The organism is Enterovirga aerilata (assembly GCF_013044135.1).
In the GTDB taxonomy this organism is placed as follows: Bacteria; Pseudomonadota; Alphaproteobacteria; order Rhizobiales; family Beijerinckiaceae; genus Enterovirga; species Enterovirga aerilata.
In genome coordinates this window covers 122,402-138,527 of sequence record NZ_JABEPP010000003.1, presented here as the reverse complement: position 1 = coordinate 138,527, position 16,126 = coordinate 122,402, and the positions used below count along the sequence as shown (strand labels likewise).

Sequence of the window (16,126 nt, the reverse complement as noted above, 5' to 3'; positions counted from 1 at the left end):
CTCTAGCCGCGCTGCGACGTGAACGGAAGTGGCGCGGGACAGAGGGTACTCACGAGAACGTGAGCGACCTGCCCGGCGCCGGACGGCAGCCTATTCCGCGGCGTGCTGGGCGTGCATGCGGCTCGTCCCGGCGATGAGCTTGTTCAGGGCGCCGAGATAGGCCTTGGCAGAGGCGACGAGCGTGTCCGGGTCCGCGCCCCGCGCGGTGACCGAGCGCCCATCGGCCGCGAGCCGAACGGAGACCTCCGCCTGCGCATCGGTGCCCTCCGTGACGGCATGGACCTGGTAGAGCTCGAGCACCGCCTCATGCGGAACGAGCGCCTTGATGGCGTTGAACACCGCGTCCACCGGGCCGTTGCCGTCCGCCTCCTCCGTCACCTGGCGGCCGTCGATGTCGAGGCGCATCGTGGCGCGCTGCGGACCGCGGGTGCCGGCGATCACGGTCAGGGAGACGAGGCGGACGCGATCGTGAGCGGTCGCGATATTCTCGTCGACGAGGGCTTCGATATCCTCGTCGTAGACGACCTTCTTGCGGTCGGCGAGATCCTTGAAGCGCGCGAAGACGTCCTGGAGCTGGTTGTCCGAGAGCCGATAGCCCATCTCCTCGAGCTTGGAGCGGAAGGCGGCGCGGCCCGAATGCTTGCCCATGACCAGCGAGGTCTTGGAGACGCCTACCGATTGCGGCTCCATGATCTCGTAGGTCTGGGTGTGCTTCAGCATCCCGTCCTGGTGGATGCCGCTCTCGTGCGCGAAGGCGTTCCGGCCGACGATGGCCTTGTTGTACTGGACCGGGAAGGAGGTCGCGTTCGACACCATCTTCGAGGCCCGCGTCAGCATCGTGGAGTCGATGCCGGTCTCGTACGGGTAGGCGTCCCCCCGCACCCGCATCGCCATCACGACCTCCTCGAGCGCGGCGTTGCCGGCCCGCTCGCCGATGCCGTTGATCGTGCACTCGATCTGCCGCGCGCCGCCCTCGACGCCTGCCAGCGAGTTCGCGACCGCCATGCCGAGATCGTTGTGGCAATGGACGGAGAACACCGCCTTGTCGGAGTTCGGCACGCGCTCGCGAACCGTGCGGAACAGGGCGCGGTACTCGTCGGGCGTCGTGTAGCCGACCGTGTCGGGGATGTTGATCGTGGTCGCGCCCGCCTTGATGACGGCCTCGACGCAGCGGCACAGGAAGTCGACCTCGGTCCGCGTCCCGTCCTCGGCGGACCACTCGACGTCGTCGATGAGGTTGCGCGCCCGGGTGACCGAGGCGATCGACATCGCCAGGACCTCGTCCGGGGTCTTCTGCAGCTTGTACTTCATGTGCACCGGCGAGGTGGACACGAAGATGTGGATGCGGGACCGCTCGGCGAAGCGCACCGCCTCGCCCGCCCGGTCGATGTCGTTCGGAATCGTGCGGGCGAGGCCGGCGACGATGGCGCGCTTGGTGCGGCGGGCGATCTCGGACACGGCCTCGAAATCGCCGTTGGAGGCCGCCGGATAGCCCGCCTCGATGATGTCGACGCCCATCTCGTCGAGGAGATCGGCGACCGCGAGCTTCTCCTCGAAGGTCATGGTGGCGCCGGGGCATTGCTCGCCGTCGCGCAGGGTCGTGTCGAAGATGACGACGCGGTCCTTGGTGGTCTGGTTCGTGCTGGTCATGGGGTCGAGCCTTGTCTGGATTCTCGCGCCCGGCGGGCGCCATCGGGTTGGTTCAGTCCCCCTGAGCGCCCAGGCACGCAGCCCAGCCGGCCCTCAGGGGCTGATAAGCAGAAGGCCCGAAAGAAGAAGGCGCGCGCAGCCCGGCAGCTCCGCCCGGCGGGCGGCGCGATGCTGGCAGGATCCGGTGCCGATGCGGCTCACGGGGCGCGTTCCAGGCGGGCACCTTCGCCCGCTCGTTCCCTCATACGCGGGGGGCGGCGGCCCCGCAAGGCCAGCGTGATACCCGGCCGGAAGGGCGGCCGCGGCCGCATCTCCGCTGCGGTCCGGCGAGGGCCGAGCGACCAGCCACCTACGGCAGCCCATCACGTCGCGGCCGCGCGCAACGGCGCCGGACAGCCACCAGGGCGGGCAAAGATCCCGTCGAGATGCGCCCCCGCAAACGGCCTCGATCCGCCGGTCGAGGTGCCGTCCTGGACCGCGGTAGCGGCGGGACTGCAGAGGTCGTGCAGATCGATCTGACACGCGTCGGCCCGCGTGGCGACCATCCCGCCGGCCGGCGAGCGGACGAGCCGCCCATCCCCGGTCCGGCCATATTCTCCGACGCCCCCGACCCGTTGCAGCCGCGCGCCCCGCCTTGGTCAGAAACGGGCGGGCTGCTTCAGGGGCATCGTCGACGGACCTGAGCGGGAGACGCGACATAAATCACTGTCCTATAATGTATATTAAGCGATCATACGTCGTGGACGGTGAAAAGTCGATACGCACGGCGCAACGCTGGATTTTGGACAGCCTGCCCTCCACGGCTCCCTCATCTGTTCCGGCTCGCCCTCCGCAGCGGTCGGCGACGCGGCCGATCGGGATTGGCCCGAGCAACGCGGCCAGCACCCGCGGGGCGGGACACACCCGCCTGCGCGAGCCGCGGCCACGACGCATGAACATTGTTCATCGAACCCGAAAAACTTCGATTTTCCGAAGCGGCCTTCCTGCTGGAGATAGGCGGGCGGCAGGCGATGCATGACCTGCCGGGAACGATGCCTGTCGGAGGAACCCTTGAGGGCTGCCAATTTCACGCTCACGCTCGTCTGTGCAGCGATGTTCGGATGGCTCCAGCCCGCCGTCGCTCAGACCTATCCGAGCCGTCCGGTCACGATCGTGGTGCCGTTCGGCGCAGGAAGCGCAACCGATTCCGCGGCACGCATGCTCGCTGCGCATCTCGATTCAGCCCTGGGCCAGCGCTTCGTCGTCGAGAACAAGGCAGGAGCCGGAGGCACGCTCGCGGCGAACTTCGTCGCCAGGGCCGAGCCCGACGGCTACACGCTCCTTCTTACGACGAACACCACGCACTCCGCCGCGCATGGCCTCTTCAAGAACGTGCCTTACGATCCGCTCAAGGATTTCACGGCCGTCGCGCGGGTCGGCAGCTTCCCGTCGATGGTGGTCGCCAACCCGAACGAGCCTTTCAAGACGATCCAGGATCTCGTGGCATACGCGAAGGCCAATCCCGGCAAGCTCGAATATGCGCATGGCAACAGTACGGGACAGGTTGCGGGCGAGACCCTGAAGCGGCGCACCGGGATCGAGGTCGTCCGGGTGCCCTACCGGAGCAATCCGCCGGCCGTGCTGGACGTCGCCACGGGACGGGTCGCCACGATGATAGCGGATTTCACGACGGCGCTGCCCCAGGTCCGGGACGGGAAGATCCGTCCCCTGGCGGTGCTCACCAAGACCCGCAGCTCCATCCTGCCCGACGTCGTGACGCTGCATGAGACGGTCGCGCCCGAGTTCGACCTGATCGCCTGGGCGGGTCTTTTCGGGCCCGCGAACCTGCCGGGCGACGTGGTGCAGACGCTCGCCAAGGAGGTGAAGGCCTTTGTCGAGAAGCCGGAGAACCGCGCCAAGCTCGAGGCGAACGGCATCGAGGCCTTCTATCTGCCGCCGGCGGAATTCAAGGCCTATGTGGCGGACGAACTGGTGAAGTGGACCACAGCGATCAAGGAGGCCGGGATCGAGCCGCAATAGCGGCTCGATCCCGAGAGGATTGGGCAACGAAGCCGGCCGGCCACAGGCCGGCCGGCTTCGCGATCGAGGCGATCGCGACGGCCCGAATCTCGGCGAGATCGCTCACCCCGCCCTGGAGAGAGGTCCAGCCCGGCTGCATGCGGGAAGCGCGGTGGACGTCGCCTCCGGCCGTGGCCGGTCAGGCGGGGGCCGCGGCCATGCCCATCCTGTCCTCACTGATCATGTCCGACGCCTTCTCGGCGATCATGATCGTGGCCGCGTTGGTGTTGCCGGAAACGATCGTCGGCATCACGGAGGCGTCGACAATCCGCAGGCCGCCGATGCCGTTCACCCGTAGCCGCGGATCCACGACCGCGCCGGGGTCGACGCCCATGCGGCAGGTGCTCGTCGGATGGAAGATGGTGGCCGTGATGTCGCGTGCGCCAGCCGCGATCTCCTGGTCGGTCTGCAGCGCCGGGCCCGGCTTGAACTCCTCGGGCTCGAAGCGCCGGAGCGCGGGCGCGGCGCAGATGCGGCGGATGCCGCGGATGCCCGCGACCGCAGCCTGCATGTCCCGCTGGTTGGTCAGGAAGTTCAACCGGATCGCGGGCGCGACGGCCGGGTCGGGCGACTTGATGCGGACGGAGCCGCGGCTTTGGGGTCGCACCAGGCAGATCGAAGCCGTGAAGGCGGAGAACCTGTGCGCGGGCTCGCCGATCGTATCGTAGGTGAGCGGATAGACGACGTATTGGAGGTCCGGCGCCTCGCGCGAGGGATCGCTCTTCACGAAGGCGTTCACGAGCGCCGGCGGGATGGTGAGCGGCCCGCGCCGGAACAGGGCATATTCGAGGCCCATCAGGACCTTGGAGAACACGCTGGCGAGCTGGTCGTTCAGCGTGCGCGTGTTCCGGACCTTGAACATCATCCGGACGGCCGGATGGTCCTGGAGGTTTTCGCCGACGCCGGCGGCCGCATGGACCACCGGGATTCCGTACGCGCCGAGCAGCGCCGGATCGCCGATGCCAGAGAGCTGCAGGATTTGTGGAGAGCCGACGGCGCCGGCCGACAGGATCACCTCGCGCCCGGCCGCGACGAATGCCGGCGCGCCGTCCTGGAGGAGCTCGACGCCGATTGCCCGGCGTCCGGCGAAACGGATGCGCTGGACATGGCAGCCGGTGAGAACCGCAAGGTTCGGGCGCGAGCGTGCAGGCTTGAGGAAGGCACGGGCCGCGCTCATCCGGCGCCCGTTCTTCTGCGTGACCTGGAAATAGCCGACGCCTTCGCTGTCGCCGGAATTGAAGTCATCCGTGGCCGGGATGCCGGTCTCCGTGGCGGCCATGCGAAAGACCTCGAGGATCTCCCATGAGGCGCGCAGATCGTCCACGCCGAGCTCGCCGCCGACTCCATGCGTCTCGCTCGGGCCGCGCACCTGGTTCTCGGAACGCTTGAAGTAGGGGAGGACGTCGCTCCAGCCCCAGCCGGAATTGCCGAGCTGTCGCCAGCCCTCGTAGTCGAGCGCATGGCCCCGGATGTAGACCATGCCGTTGATGGAGGACGAACCTCCGAGCACGCGGCCGCGCGGATATTTCAGCACGCGCCCGTTCAGGCCCGGCTCGGGTTCCGTCCGGTAGCGCCAGTCGGCGCGCGGATGGTCGAAATTGAAGAAATAGCCGACCGGGATATGCACCCAGGGATGCAGGTCGCGACCGCCCGCCTCCAGAAGGCAGACTCTGACCGTGGGATCGGCCGACAGGCGGTTCGCCAGGACGCAGCCCGCCGAGCCGGCCCCCACGATCACGTAGTCATAGGAGCCGAGCTCCCGGTACGCTGGCTGGTCCATGGTTACGTCCAAGCCTCGGCTCAGCCATTCTTCACCAGCGGGCAGGCGCTTTCCGCCAATGGGCGGAACGCCTTGTCGCCCGGTATGACGTTGAGAAGCTTGTAGTAGTCCCATGGCTTCGTGCTCTCGGCCGGCGACTTCACCTGGAACAGGAACAGGTCGTGGATCAGGAGGCCGTCCTCGCGCAAGTAGCCGTTGCGGGCGTACATATCCTCGAATTTGGTCTTTCGGAGCTGTGCCATGACGGCGTCGGCGTCGTCTGTGCCGGCCACCTCGATCGCCTTCAGATAATTGCTGACCGCGGAATAATTCGCGGCATGGACCATGGTCGGCATCTTGCCGACGCGCTTGAAGAAGCGCTCACCGAAGGCGCGGGTCCTGTCGTCGAGGTCCCAGTAGAAGTCGGATTCGAGGATTAACCCCTGCACGGTCGGCAGGCCGACGGCGTGCATGTCTGTGATGAAGACGAGCAGTCCCGTCACCCGCTGCTTGCCGGAAACGGTGAGGCCGAACTCCGCCGAGGACTTCAAGCTGTTGATCATGTCGCCGCCGGCATTGGCGAAGGCGATGATCTTGGCGCCCGAGGCTTGCGCCTGAAGGATATAGGACGAGTAGTCCGTCGTGCCGAGCGGATGGAAGACGCTGCCGAGCACCTTGCCGCCGGCCTTCCCGACCACGTCGGAGATGTCCTTCGCGAGCGTTCGGCCGAACGTGTAATCGGCACCGATGATGAACCAGGTATCGCCGCCCTGTGCCAGGATCCCCTCTGCGGTCGCTTTGGCCATGGCGTAGGTGTCGCTGCGATATTGCAGGACGTAGGGGCTGCAGCGCGCGCCGTTGATTTCTGCCGTCGCGCCGTTCGTCGCCAAGACGATGCGCTTGCGTTCCTGCCCGATCGCGATGACCGCCAGCGAACTCGCCGAACCGACGATGTCGGTGATCGTGTCCACCTTCTCGACATCGTACCACCTGCGGGCGATCGTCGCCGCGATGTCCGGCTTGTTCTGGTGATCGGCCGAAACGATCTCGATCGGCTTGCCCAGGACGTTCCCGCCGAAATCTTCCACGGCCATCCGGACGGCCTCGACGGCTCCCCTGCCCGACACGTCCGCATAGATGCCGGACATGTCTCCCAGGACGCCGATCTTCACGAGGTCGTCGGAGATCCCGGCCGGCGCGGATTGGGCGAGGACGCCGCTCGAGCTCAGAGCGGCGAGCGCCGTCGCGGCCAGCATCGATCGCAGCATAGGCATCCTCCCGTCAGCTATTCGCGTTGCTTGGATCCTCCATCCGACAGCTCGGGCGGTCCGCGCCAATGAGAAATGCGCATGCTGCATGATGCGCGCTGCTTGCTCTTCGACGGGGCCGCTGCTCGACGTTTGGAATTGCTTCAATGCGAGGTCGGCCATAAACGGAGGGCATGCGTACTCGTCTTCCGTCGATGACGAGCCTGCGGGCTTTTGAGGCCGCTGCCAGGCATCTCAGCTTCACCCGTGCCGCCGTCGAACTAAACCTCACCCAGACGGCGATCAGCCACCAGATCCGCAATCTCGAGGAACTGCTCGGCACGAAACTGTTCGTCCGCAACGGCAACGCCGTGACGCTGACGGAAGTCGCGAACGGCTATCTCCAGTCCGTCCGCAACGCGCTCGTCGAGATCTCCGCCGCAACGGATATGGCTGCGGACCGCAACGACGAGAACGTTCTCACGCTCCAGTGCCTCGGGACCTTCGCGATCAAGCGGCTGGTACCAGTCCTTCATCTCTTCCAGGCGCGCTATCCCTCGATCTCGCTGAGATTGCGCACGGTGCAGTCGTTCGAAAGCAACATGCCTCACGACTTCGATCTGGCGGTCTGGCACGGTTCGGGCGACTGGCCGGGCGTCACCGTCGACAAGCTCGGAGAGGAGCAAGTCTTTCCGGTATGCTCGCCGCGCCTGCTCGCCGAACGCGGCAAGCTGGAGACCCCGGCGGATCTCAGCAACCACACGGTGATCCGGACCGTGTCGCTGATCCTGCGCGACGAATGGCCGTTCTGGCTGGAGACGGCCGGCGTGCGCGACATCAGCTTCGGTGCGGAGCTGACCTGCGACTACCTGATCACGTCCATGCAGGCGGCCGTGGACGGTCTCGGTGTGGTGCTCGGCCGCTCGGGGGTCGTCGGGCCCGATCTCGCGAGCGGGCGCCTTGTCGAGCCCTTCTCGGTGCGGGCCCGATCCAATTTCGGCTATTACCTGGTCACGCCGTTGCGGACCGCGAAGCTCCGCAAGGTGCAGCTCTTCAGGAGGTGGCTCCTGGAGCAGGTGAACCAGACGGCGAGAACAGCCCGCGAGCTACCTGGGCTGACAGCGGCAGAATGAAGGTCCTGCGATGCAAGCCGGCGGATGGCCAGCTTGCCGCTTAGATCAGCCGAGCTTGAACGGGTCCCGGGGGGCTCCGGAGAGCTCGACATAGACGGACTTTGTCTCCGTGAACTCGCGGATGGAATCCATTCCGTTCTCGCGCCCAAGACCGCTTTCCTTGAACCCGCCGAACGGCGCCGCGAACGAGACGACACGGTAGGCATTGACCCAGACCGTGCCGGCCCGGAGCCGGTGCGCGACGCGGTGCGCCCGGTGCACGTTCTGCGTCCATACCGCCGCCGCAAGGCCGAAGCGGGTATCGTTCGCGATCTCGACGGCGTCGTCCTCGTCCTTGAACTTGATCACGCTGAGGATGGGGCCGAAGACCTCCTCCCGCGCGATGCGCATGTCGTTCGTGACGTTCGAGAAGATCGTCGGCTGGACGAAGTAGCCGCCCAGCGTCGGATCGAGGCCCCCGCCATACGCGCAGGTCGCACCGTCCGCGCGCGCCACATCGATGTATTCCAGCACTTTGCGGAGCTGAGGCTCGTTGGAGACCGGGCCCATCTCGGTGTCCTCGTGCATCGGATCGCCGAGGCGGATCTGCTTCGTGCGCTCCACGATTCGCTCAAGCAGGCGGTCGTGGACGCTCTCCTGCACGAGGAGGCGCGAGCCGGCCATGCAGGTCTGACCGGTGGCCCCGAATATGCCGGCGATCGCCCCGTTGGCGGCAACGTCGAGATCGGCGTCGTCGAAAACGATGTTGGGCGACTTTCCGCCCAGCTCCAGCGAAACGCGGGTCAGGTTCTTGGCCGCAGCCGCCGCGATCACCTTACCGGTCTCGGTCGCGCCCGTGAAGGCGATCTTGTCGACGTCAGGATGGCTCACGAGCGCGGCACCGATCTTCCCCATTCCGGTCACGACGTTGAACACGCCGGCCGGGAATCCCGCTTCCTGGATCCGCTTTGCAAGTTCCAGCGTGGAGACCGGCGTATGCTCGGACGGCTTCACGACGAAGGTGCAGCCCGCCGCGAGCCCCGGCGCGAGCTTGAAGGTCAGCAGCAGCATCGGCGAGTTCCAGGGCGTGATCGCGCCCACCACGCCGATCGGCTCGCGCCGCGTATAGATGAAGAAGTTCGGCCGGTCTGACGGGATGGTGTCGCCCTGCAGCTTATCGGCCATACCGGCATAGTAGTAGAACCATTCCGGGATGTATTTCCACTGTCCCAGCATCTCGCGGTACAGTTTGCCGTTGTCGCGCGACTCGATCGTCGCGAGTTCCTCGGCATCCCGCGCGATGATGTCGCCGAGCTTGCGCAGGAGGGCGCCGCGCTGCGTCGCCGTCATCTGCCCCCACGGACCCTTGTCGAAGGCGTGCCGGGCGGCCCGAACCGCCCGGTCCACATCCGCCTCGGACCCGTCCGGGACGAGTGCCCAAGGCTTCCCGCTATACGGGTTGAGGCTCTCGATGGTGCGGCCGGAGGCGTCCTGCACCTCCTGGCCGTCGATGAACATCGAATATCGTTCGATCGAAGCTGGGCGCTCGGCCTGGTCGAGCATGGACGTCTCCCCCTTTGATTTCGCGTTGTCGGCTGGGTGCCGACCTATTCGGCCGGCACGACATCCTGCCGCCAGGTGTCGACGAGCGGCGATGCGGCGCGCCCGTGGTTCTCGGGGAAGCGATCCGACACGTCGAGGCCAAAGATTCGCTTCGCGTTCAGGCCGAGGATGTTGCGCTTGGATTGCTCGCTCAGGAACGGCAGGTCCCAGATCGTCGACGGCAGGTCCATGTCCCAGTGCGGGTAATCCGACGAGTACAGAAGCTGCGTGTCGGCGTTGATCATCTCGAAGGTGAGTTCAAGCGCCTTGTGGTTGTTCACCATCTCCATCGGCTGCGTCGTGTAGTACATGTCGCGCATGTACTCGCTCGGCAGCCTCTTCAACGCCGGGGCCTCCGAAGTGCGCATGCGATAGTCGTTGTCGAGCCGCTGCATCAGCCACGGGATCCAGGCAAGCCCCGACTCGATCCAGATCACCTTCAGCTTCGGAAAGCGTTCGGGGAGGCCGTTCACCACCCAGTTGGCGCAATGGACAGCGTTGAAGAACGTGAAACCGACCGCATGCGCCGTGATGAAGCGGTTCGTCAGCGAGACCAGCTGGTCGTTCCAGTGATAGGACGCGTGGAAGGAGAGGGGCAGGCCCATCTCCTCGAGCAACGCGTAGGTCTTCATATACGCGTTGTCGTAGACCGGCTTGTAGCGGGTCGAGACGACCATGAAGCCGATCACCCCGTCCTTCTTCCCGTATTCCTGCACCATCCTGTAGGTGGCATCGGGATCGTTGAACGGCAGGTACAGCATCGAGCGCAGGCGCTTGTTCGCCGGCAGGATGTTGTCCGTGATCCAGCGGTTATAGGCGCGCGCCATGTTCACCTCGACCTCCGGCTGCGGATGCAGGCCGAGGAAGAGCATCGGGGTGGGGAAGAGGCAGGCGTAGTCGACGCTGAGCGCATCCATCCAGCGCAGTGTCTGCGCGACCTCGCGGGGCCGCCCATCCTCCGGGATCTTCTCGCCCTTGCGCTCGAGGTAGCGCGTGACGCGCCCACCGAGATCCTGGTAGCCGGGCTGGTCGTACAGGACCGCGCTCGGCCCCTTGTAGGCGTAGGTGTTCAGCGCAACCTGCTTCAGCGACGGATCCTCGATGTATTCGAGGATTTCGGCGAAGTTGTCGGTCTCGTAATGGTGGCAGTCGACGTCCACGACCAGGACGTCATCGAGCCCGCGCATGTCGGCTTGCTTGCGCGCATTGGCGAGGTGCTGACCGGTATGGAAGCCTTCGATGTTCATGTCGAAGGCGGGCGTGCTGGAACGGAACAGCATCGAAAAAACCTCAGAGTATCAGCGGGTGCCCGACCAGGACTGCCACATCCCGAGCTCGAAGATCTCGAGACTGGCGGCCTTCAGCAGGGCGGAAGCGGTAACGAGGACGGCGGTCGCCCCCATCGTCGGGTTCTCCTCGATCGGCGGCTGCCGCAGCCCGGCATCGAAGCGGGCCCCATAGGTCGCGACCAGCGCGGACATGAGATCCTGGATGGCGGCATCCGGAAGGTCGACCGACCGGCCAGCATGAACGAGGGCCTCGAGGTCGCGCGCGAGCTCGCCGGCCCGGGTGGCGACATGCTCTGGCGAGGGCATCGGCGCGGCGGAGGAGAGCACGGCCGCCTCAGACAACAACATAGATCCCATCCGCTCGCTCCTCGGTCCGGAAACGCTTGAGGCCGTGCTGGCCGTCGCCGGCGCAGCGCCCTGTCTCGATATTGAATTCCCAGCCGTGCCAGGGGCAGACGATGTGCAGGTCGTCCTCGCTGAAGCGCATGCCCTGGTAGGTCTTGTCCTCGGCGATGATCTCCTCGACGCGGTGGACCATCAGACCCTCGCAGACCGGCCCCCCCTGGTGAGGGCAGATGTTGAGATAGGCGTGAAGCTGGCCTTTGGCCCGCACAACCCCGATCTGGTTTCCGTTTGCCGTCACGAAGACGCGGCCGCCCTCGGGAAGATCTTCGGATCTGGCAACGAATATTTCGGGCATCCCTGTCCTCTGGGCCATTCGGGGCGAATGGAATGTCCCGTGCGCCGCGGCCGCGCAAACGAGCAATCGTCACCGCTGCATGAGCAAAATTCAGGAAATGGGACCCTGTCGCATGCCAGTGTGACACCGGGCGAGGCGGGCGGCGGTCTATACTAGGGCTCTTCGGTCACCCCGGGGAGCCGAGATCGAGGAGGACACGCTCAGTGACATGGCAGGCCGCGCGGGTTGCACAGGTGCGGGAGGAGGCGGTCGGCATACGCTCGCTCGAGCTGGTCCCGGCCGGCGGCTCCGACTTCGCACCGTTCGCACCGGGCGCGCATGTCGAGCTGCAGCTCGGGCCGTCGCTCATCCGCCCCTATTCGCTCGTCAACACGGTGGGCTGGGACGGGACCTATCGGGTCGCCGTGAAGCTGGAGCCGACATCGCGCGGCGGCTCCCGGCGTGTGCATGAGCTCCGCGAAGGCGAAGAGATCGCGGTCCGTCCGCCGCGCAACAACTTTCCGCTCGATCCGGGAGCCAAGCACCATCTGCTCCTTGCGGGCGGGATCGGCATCACGCCGATCCTCGGGATGGCGCGGCACCTCGCTGCGTCGGGAGGCTCGTTTGAGCTCGGCTATTTCGGGCGCTCCCGAAGCGAGATGGCGTTCCTGGACGAACTTTCCGGGGCATCGCTCAGGGCCCGCACCGCCCTCCATGTCGGGCTGGAGCCACCTGCAGTGCGCGACGTTCTCGCGGATATGCTGGCAAGACAGCCGCGCGGAACGCATGTGTATGTCTGCGGTCCGTCCCCTTTCATGACGCTTGCGCGCGAGCTCGTGGCCGGGCACCCGGATCTCGCGCTGCACCTGGAGTACTTCTCCAACGACGCAGCCATGCCCGACCAGCAGGCGGATGGCTTTCGCGTCGTCCTCGGACGGAGCGGACGGAGCTTCGAGATTCCCCCCGACCGCACCATCGTCGAGGTGCTCGCGGAGAACGGGATCGTCGTTCCGACCTCGTGCGAGCAGGGGGTTTGCGGAACCTGCCAAACGGGCGTCATTTCCGGCCGACCGGAGCATCGCGATCTGTTCCTGTCCGACGAGGAGCATGCCGCCGGAGACACGATGCTGATCTGCGTGTCACGGTCCCTTGACCGGGAGCTCGTTCTCGATCTCTGAGCGCCCTGCGGCACGAGGTGGCCAAGGCCGATATGCAAGGGCGCGAAGATGCCCCAAGCTGGAGGAAGTCGAAGGAGGATCGTCCATGGCTGACGAGGCACCTGCGCCAAGGCCATCCCGCGCCGACACCGTGCCGGCTCGCGCGAGCACGTGAGCGGGTCGAAGCGGGATGCTCGAGAACCTGATACTCAGCATCGGAAGCCCTGATTTCGGGGCTGCTCTGTTCGACGTGTTCTGCCGCGAGATGTCGGTCCGCCAGGTCGTTCTGAACCGGTTCGAGCCCGACCGACCGATCGAGGCCCTCGTCGCGCAGGACAACCGGACGGACGGCTGCGTGCATACGCTCGTCAAGGACTACATTCGACACTTCCACCGGCACGATCCGTTCTGGCCGATGTTCGCCCCCTCGGAGCGGCGCGAGGTCGAGATGCGGGCGATCGCCGTCAAGGAGATCGCCGAGAGCGAGTACGCACAGCGCCTGTTCGTGGGGCCGGGCATTGCGGGCAAGCTGTCCATCATCGTGCGCCAGCCCCGCCAGGCGATCTGCCTGACGCTGTATCGTGACCGTCGGAACGGCTTCTTCTGCGGCGATGAGGTCGCGCGCATCGACGCGATGAAGCCGGTCCTCGCGGCCGCGCTCGAGCGCCATCTCGCCCTCGTGAGCAGGCCGCCCGCTCCCGACGTCGCCGGCCTGACGGCGCTTCTCGAGATGCCGAACGGCGGCAAGACATTGTCCCAGCGGGAGGCTGCCGTCTGCGCCCGCGTCCTGCTCGGTTTCTCGAACGAGGCCGTCGCGCTCGACCTGGGTCTCTCCTTCCACTCGGTAAGCACCTACCGCCGGCGCGCCTATGCGAAGCTCGGCATCACGTCGCAGAACGAGCTTTTCGCCCTCATCCTCCGGCGGAACCGCGACATCTGAACATTTCCGGCCTCCGGCTTGTCACGCGTTCGCGTGACTTGCCGCTTTGCCGCCCTCCGGCAACATCGCGTGGCCTGGACCTGAACCAATTCCATTCTGATCCGGGCGGGAGAAGCGCTCACGCGCTCACAAGCGGCTCGCGCGGAATCCGAATGCCTGCGCGGCTCTCGAAGGAGGGAACTTGGGATGAGCTTTCTGCGCAATACCTGGTACGTCGCGCTGTGGTCTCAGGACCTCGAGGCCGGCAAGCTCGTATCGCGCACCTTTCTCAACGAGCCGATCGTCATGTTCAGGCGGGAGGACGGAAGTCCCGCGGCTATCGCGGATGCCTGCGCCCATCGCTTCGCTCCGCTCTCGATGGGCAAGATCGTGCATGGCGACCGGGTGCGGTGCCCGTACCACGCGCTCGAATTCGACGGGTCCGGGGCCTGCGTTCACAACCCGCACGGCAATGGACGGATACCGCCTGCCATGAAGGTGCGCAGCTACCCGCTGCACGAGAAGCATTCCCTGATCTGGATCTGGATGGGGGACAAGGAGGCGGATCCCGCGCTCATCCCGGATTTCCGCCTCCTCGACCCGGATAGCGGACGCCTGGTCAGCAAGCGCGACTGGATCCTCATGGAGGCGAGCTGGGAGCTGATCACCGACAACCTCCTTGATCTCAGCCATACGGCGGTCGTGCACGAGGGCATCCTCGGCAGCGAGCATACGATCAAGGCCAATCTGACCATCGAGCAGAAGGGGACGACCGTCTTCGTCGGGCGCTCCGTCCCGAACGTCCCGGCGCCGGGCCTCTACGACCTCCTCTACAAGCGCGACGGCGGGCAGGTGGACCTGTGGGCCGACATGCGCTGGGACGTCCCCGGCTGCATGATCAACGACACGGGCGTGACGGAGCCGGGTGCGCCGCGAGCCGAAGGGACCGGCTTCTTCGGGATGCATTTCCTCACGCCGGAAACCGAGAAGACGACATATTACCTGTTTGCGGCGGTCCGGCAGAATCCGCGCTCCTGGGGCGAGCCCCTCGATACCGAGATCCAGCGCCAGGTCTCCGACCTGCGCCGCATCGCGTTCCAGGAGCAGGACCAGGGCATCATTCGCGCGCAGCAGAACGTGATGCACACAGCACCGTATCCGCTGAAGTATTGCCTGCTCGAAATCGACGTCGGACCCGTGCGGTACAAGCGCATCATGGACGGTCTCGTCCGGCAGGAGCAGGAAGAATTGCAGGCAGGCACAGGACGCGCGGCCTGACGAGCTGCGGGCGATATTTTTCGTCTCTTCATTTGCCGATGAGGAGCGGGTTAATCGCGCGCGATCAGCGTTGCTGTTCTGTGTCGAATAGCAGCGGATTCTGCCGTCCAAACACAAGAGCATGAGGGGAAACGCATGATCAAGATCAGGTTGGTCGGCCCGATGGCGGCCGCGGGAATGCTGATGGCCGCGGGCCTCGCCCAGGCGCAGGGCAGCAGCCAGGCACCTATCAAGATCGGGGTGATCGCCGACATGTCGTCGGTCTACCAGGGCAATTCCGGGCCAGGTGCGGTGGTCGCCGTCAAGCTCGCGGTCGAGGATATGGGCGGGAAGGTGCTCGGCCGGCCGATCGAGGTCATCTCGGCAGATCACCAGACGAAGCCGGACATCGCGGCCGCCATCGCCCGCAGGTGGTTCGATGTCGAAGGCGTCCACGCGATTGCCGACGTGGTGAGTTCGGGTACCTCGCTCGCAGTCTCCGCGGTCGCGCGGGAGAAGAAGCGCGTCTTTCTGGCCAGCAATGCCGCGAGCTCAGCTTTCAACATGGAGCAGTGCTCGCCCTACACGGTCCAGTGGCGCAGCGACACCTACGCGCAGGCGAAGGCGACGGCGCGCAAGTTCCTGGAGAGCGGCGCGACGAAGTGGTTCACCATCGCGGCGGACTACAATTTCGGCCACGCGCTCGAGCGGGAGATCGGCGAGATGGTGGTCGCCGCCGGCGGCAGGATGGTCGGGGGCGTCCGCCATCCCGTCGGAGCGTCCGATTTCTCGTCCTACATTCTCCAGGCGCAGCAATCCGGAGCGCAGGTCGTCGCGCTCGCGAATGCCGGCGCTGACATGGTGAACAGCCTGAAGGCCGCGTCCGAATTCGGCCTTCTCGGTTCATCCAAGCAGAAGATGACCAGCATGCTCGTCTTCATCACCGACGTCCATGCGCTCGGCCTCAAGACGATGCAGGGTCTCGTCGTGCAGAGCGACTGGGAATGGAACCTGGACGAGAAGTCCCGCGCCTGGGCGCAGCGCTACTTCAAGCAGATGGGCAGCATGCCGACCATGACGCACGCTTCCGACTATTCAGCCGTGCTGCAATACCTCAAGGCGATGGAAAAGGCCGGAAGCGACAAGGCGGAAGACGTGCTGGCGGCGATGCGCGGCATGAAGATCGAGGACATGTATGCGCGGAACGCCAAGCTCCGCGAGGACAATCTCCTGATCCACGACACCTATCTCATGGAGGTCAAGAAGCCCGAGGAGAGCAAGGAGCCGTGGGACTACTACAAGGTTGTGGACACGATCCCGGGCGACAAGTCGTTCCGCCCGCTGACCGAGAGCAAGTGTCCGCTGGTGGCGAAGAGCAACTGAGCGCGAAGGACCGG

Annotated in this window: 13 protein-coding genes; 6 read left to right on the top strand and 7 right to left on the bottom strand. The window is 65.9% G+C overall.

The features are described from left to right. Window positions 1-90: 90 nt before the first annotated feature. Window positions 91-1,650: a 2-isopropylmalate synthase gene (locus HJG44_RS10605; RefSeq protein ID WP_171218350.1), complete on the bottom strand. Its 1,560-nt coding sequence runs from the start codon at window positions 1,648-1,650 to the stop codon at window positions 91-93. 1,050 nt (window positions 1,651-2,700) lie between these two features. Between HJG44_RS10605 and HJG44_RS10600 the strand changes: the two genes are divergently transcribed. Beyond that, window positions 2,701-3,669 carry a Bug family tripartite tricarboxylate transporter substrate binding protein gene (locus tag HJG44_RS10600; protein ID WP_246736181.1) on the top strand — a complete coding sequence of 323 codons (969 nt, stop codon included), beginning with the start codon at window positions 2,701-2,703 and terminating at the stop codon, window positions 3,667-3,669. Between the two features lie 178 nt (window positions 3,670-3,847). Here the strand turns inward: HJG44_RS10600 and HJG44_RS10595 are convergent, their stop codons facing one another. Beyond that, window positions 3,848-5,488: a GMC family oxidoreductase gene (locus HJG44_RS10595; RefSeq protein WP_171218349.1), complete on the bottom strand. Its 1,641-nt coding sequence runs from the start codon at window positions 5,486-5,488 to the stop codon at window positions 3,848-3,850. Window positions 5,489-5,508: 20 nt separating this feature from the next. Next, a complete protein-coding gene (locus tag HJG44_RS10590) occupies window positions 5,509-6,735 on the bottom strand; it encodes an ABC transporter substrate-binding protein (protein WP_246736180.1) in 1,227 nt (408 codons plus the stop codon). Between the two features lie 173 nt (window positions 6,736-6,908). Here HJG44_RS10590 and gcvA point away from each other — a divergent pair, with 173 nt between their 5' ends. After that, window positions 6,909-7,847 (top strand): transcriptional regulator GcvA, encoded by a 939-nt coding sequence (gcvA, locus tag HJG44_RS10585; protein WP_171218347.1) that lies wholly within the window; start codon window positions 6,909-6,911, stop codon window positions 7,845-7,847. Window positions 7,848-7,892: 45 nt separating this feature from the next. Here gcvA and HJG44_RS10580 read toward each other — a convergent pair whose 3' ends face one another. From HJG44_RS10580 to HJG44_RS10565, 4 genes are all read right to left on the bottom strand, one after another. After that, window positions 7,893-9,359 (bottom strand): aldehyde dehydrogenase, encoded by a 1,467-nt coding sequence (locus HJG44_RS10580; RefSeq protein ID WP_346767160.1) that lies wholly within the window; start codon window positions 9,357-9,359, stop codon window positions 7,893-7,895. Between the two features lie 74 nt (window positions 9,360-9,433). After that, window positions 9,434-10,708: an amidohydrolase family protein gene (locus HJG44_RS10575; protein WP_171218345.1), complete on the bottom strand. Its 1,275-nt coding sequence runs from the start codon at window positions 10,706-10,708 to the stop codon at window positions 9,434-9,436. Window positions 10,709-10,726: 18 nt separating this feature from the next. Continuing rightward, complete coding sequence (locus HJG44_RS10570) at window positions 10,727-11,065, bottom strand: hypothetical protein (protein WP_171218344.1); 339 nt, start codon at window positions 11,063-11,065, stop codon at window positions 10,727-10,729. Continuing rightward, the gene (locus tag HJG44_RS10565; protein WP_171218343.1) at window positions 11,052-11,417 is read right to left on the bottom strand and encodes a Rieske (2Fe-2S) protein; all 366 of its coding nucleotides are present in this window, start codon (window positions 11,415-11,417) and stop codon (window positions 11,052-11,054) included. The genes HJG44_RS10570 and HJG44_RS10565 overlap by 14 nt, the downstream gene beginning before the upstream one ends. 203 nt (window positions 11,418-11,620) lie before the next feature. Between HJG44_RS10565 and HJG44_RS23675 the strand changes: the two genes are divergently transcribed. The 4 genes from HJG44_RS23675 (at window position 11,621) to HJG44_RS10545 (ending at window position 16,112) form a co-directional block, all read left to right on the top strand. Continuing rightward, entirely contained in the window at window positions 11,621-12,574 is a 954-nt protein-coding gene (locus HJG44_RS23675) for a 2Fe-2S iron-sulfur cluster-binding protein (RefSeq protein ID WP_171218342.1), read from the top strand. Window positions 12,575-12,743: 169 nt separating this feature from the next. Next, window positions 12,744-13,493: a helix-turn-helix transcriptional regulator gene (locus HJG44_RS10555; RefSeq protein ID WP_171218341.1), complete on the top strand. Its 750-nt coding sequence runs from the start codon at window positions 12,744-12,746 to the stop codon at window positions 13,491-13,493. A gap of 186 nt (window positions 13,494-13,679) precedes the next feature. Beyond that, window positions 13,680-14,750 carry an aromatic ring-hydroxylating oxygenase subunit alpha gene (locus tag HJG44_RS10550; protein ID WP_171218340.1) on the top strand — a complete coding sequence of 357 codons (1,071 nt, stop codon included), beginning with the start codon at window positions 13,680-13,682 and terminating at the stop codon, window positions 14,748-14,750. Window positions 14,751-14,885: 135 nt separating this feature from the next. After that, complete coding sequence (locus HJG44_RS10545) at window positions 14,886-16,112, top strand: ABC transporter substrate-binding protein (protein ID WP_246736179.1); 1,227 nt, start codon at window positions 14,886-14,888, stop codon at window positions 16,110-16,112. Window positions 16,113-16,126 lie beyond the last annotated feature (14 nt).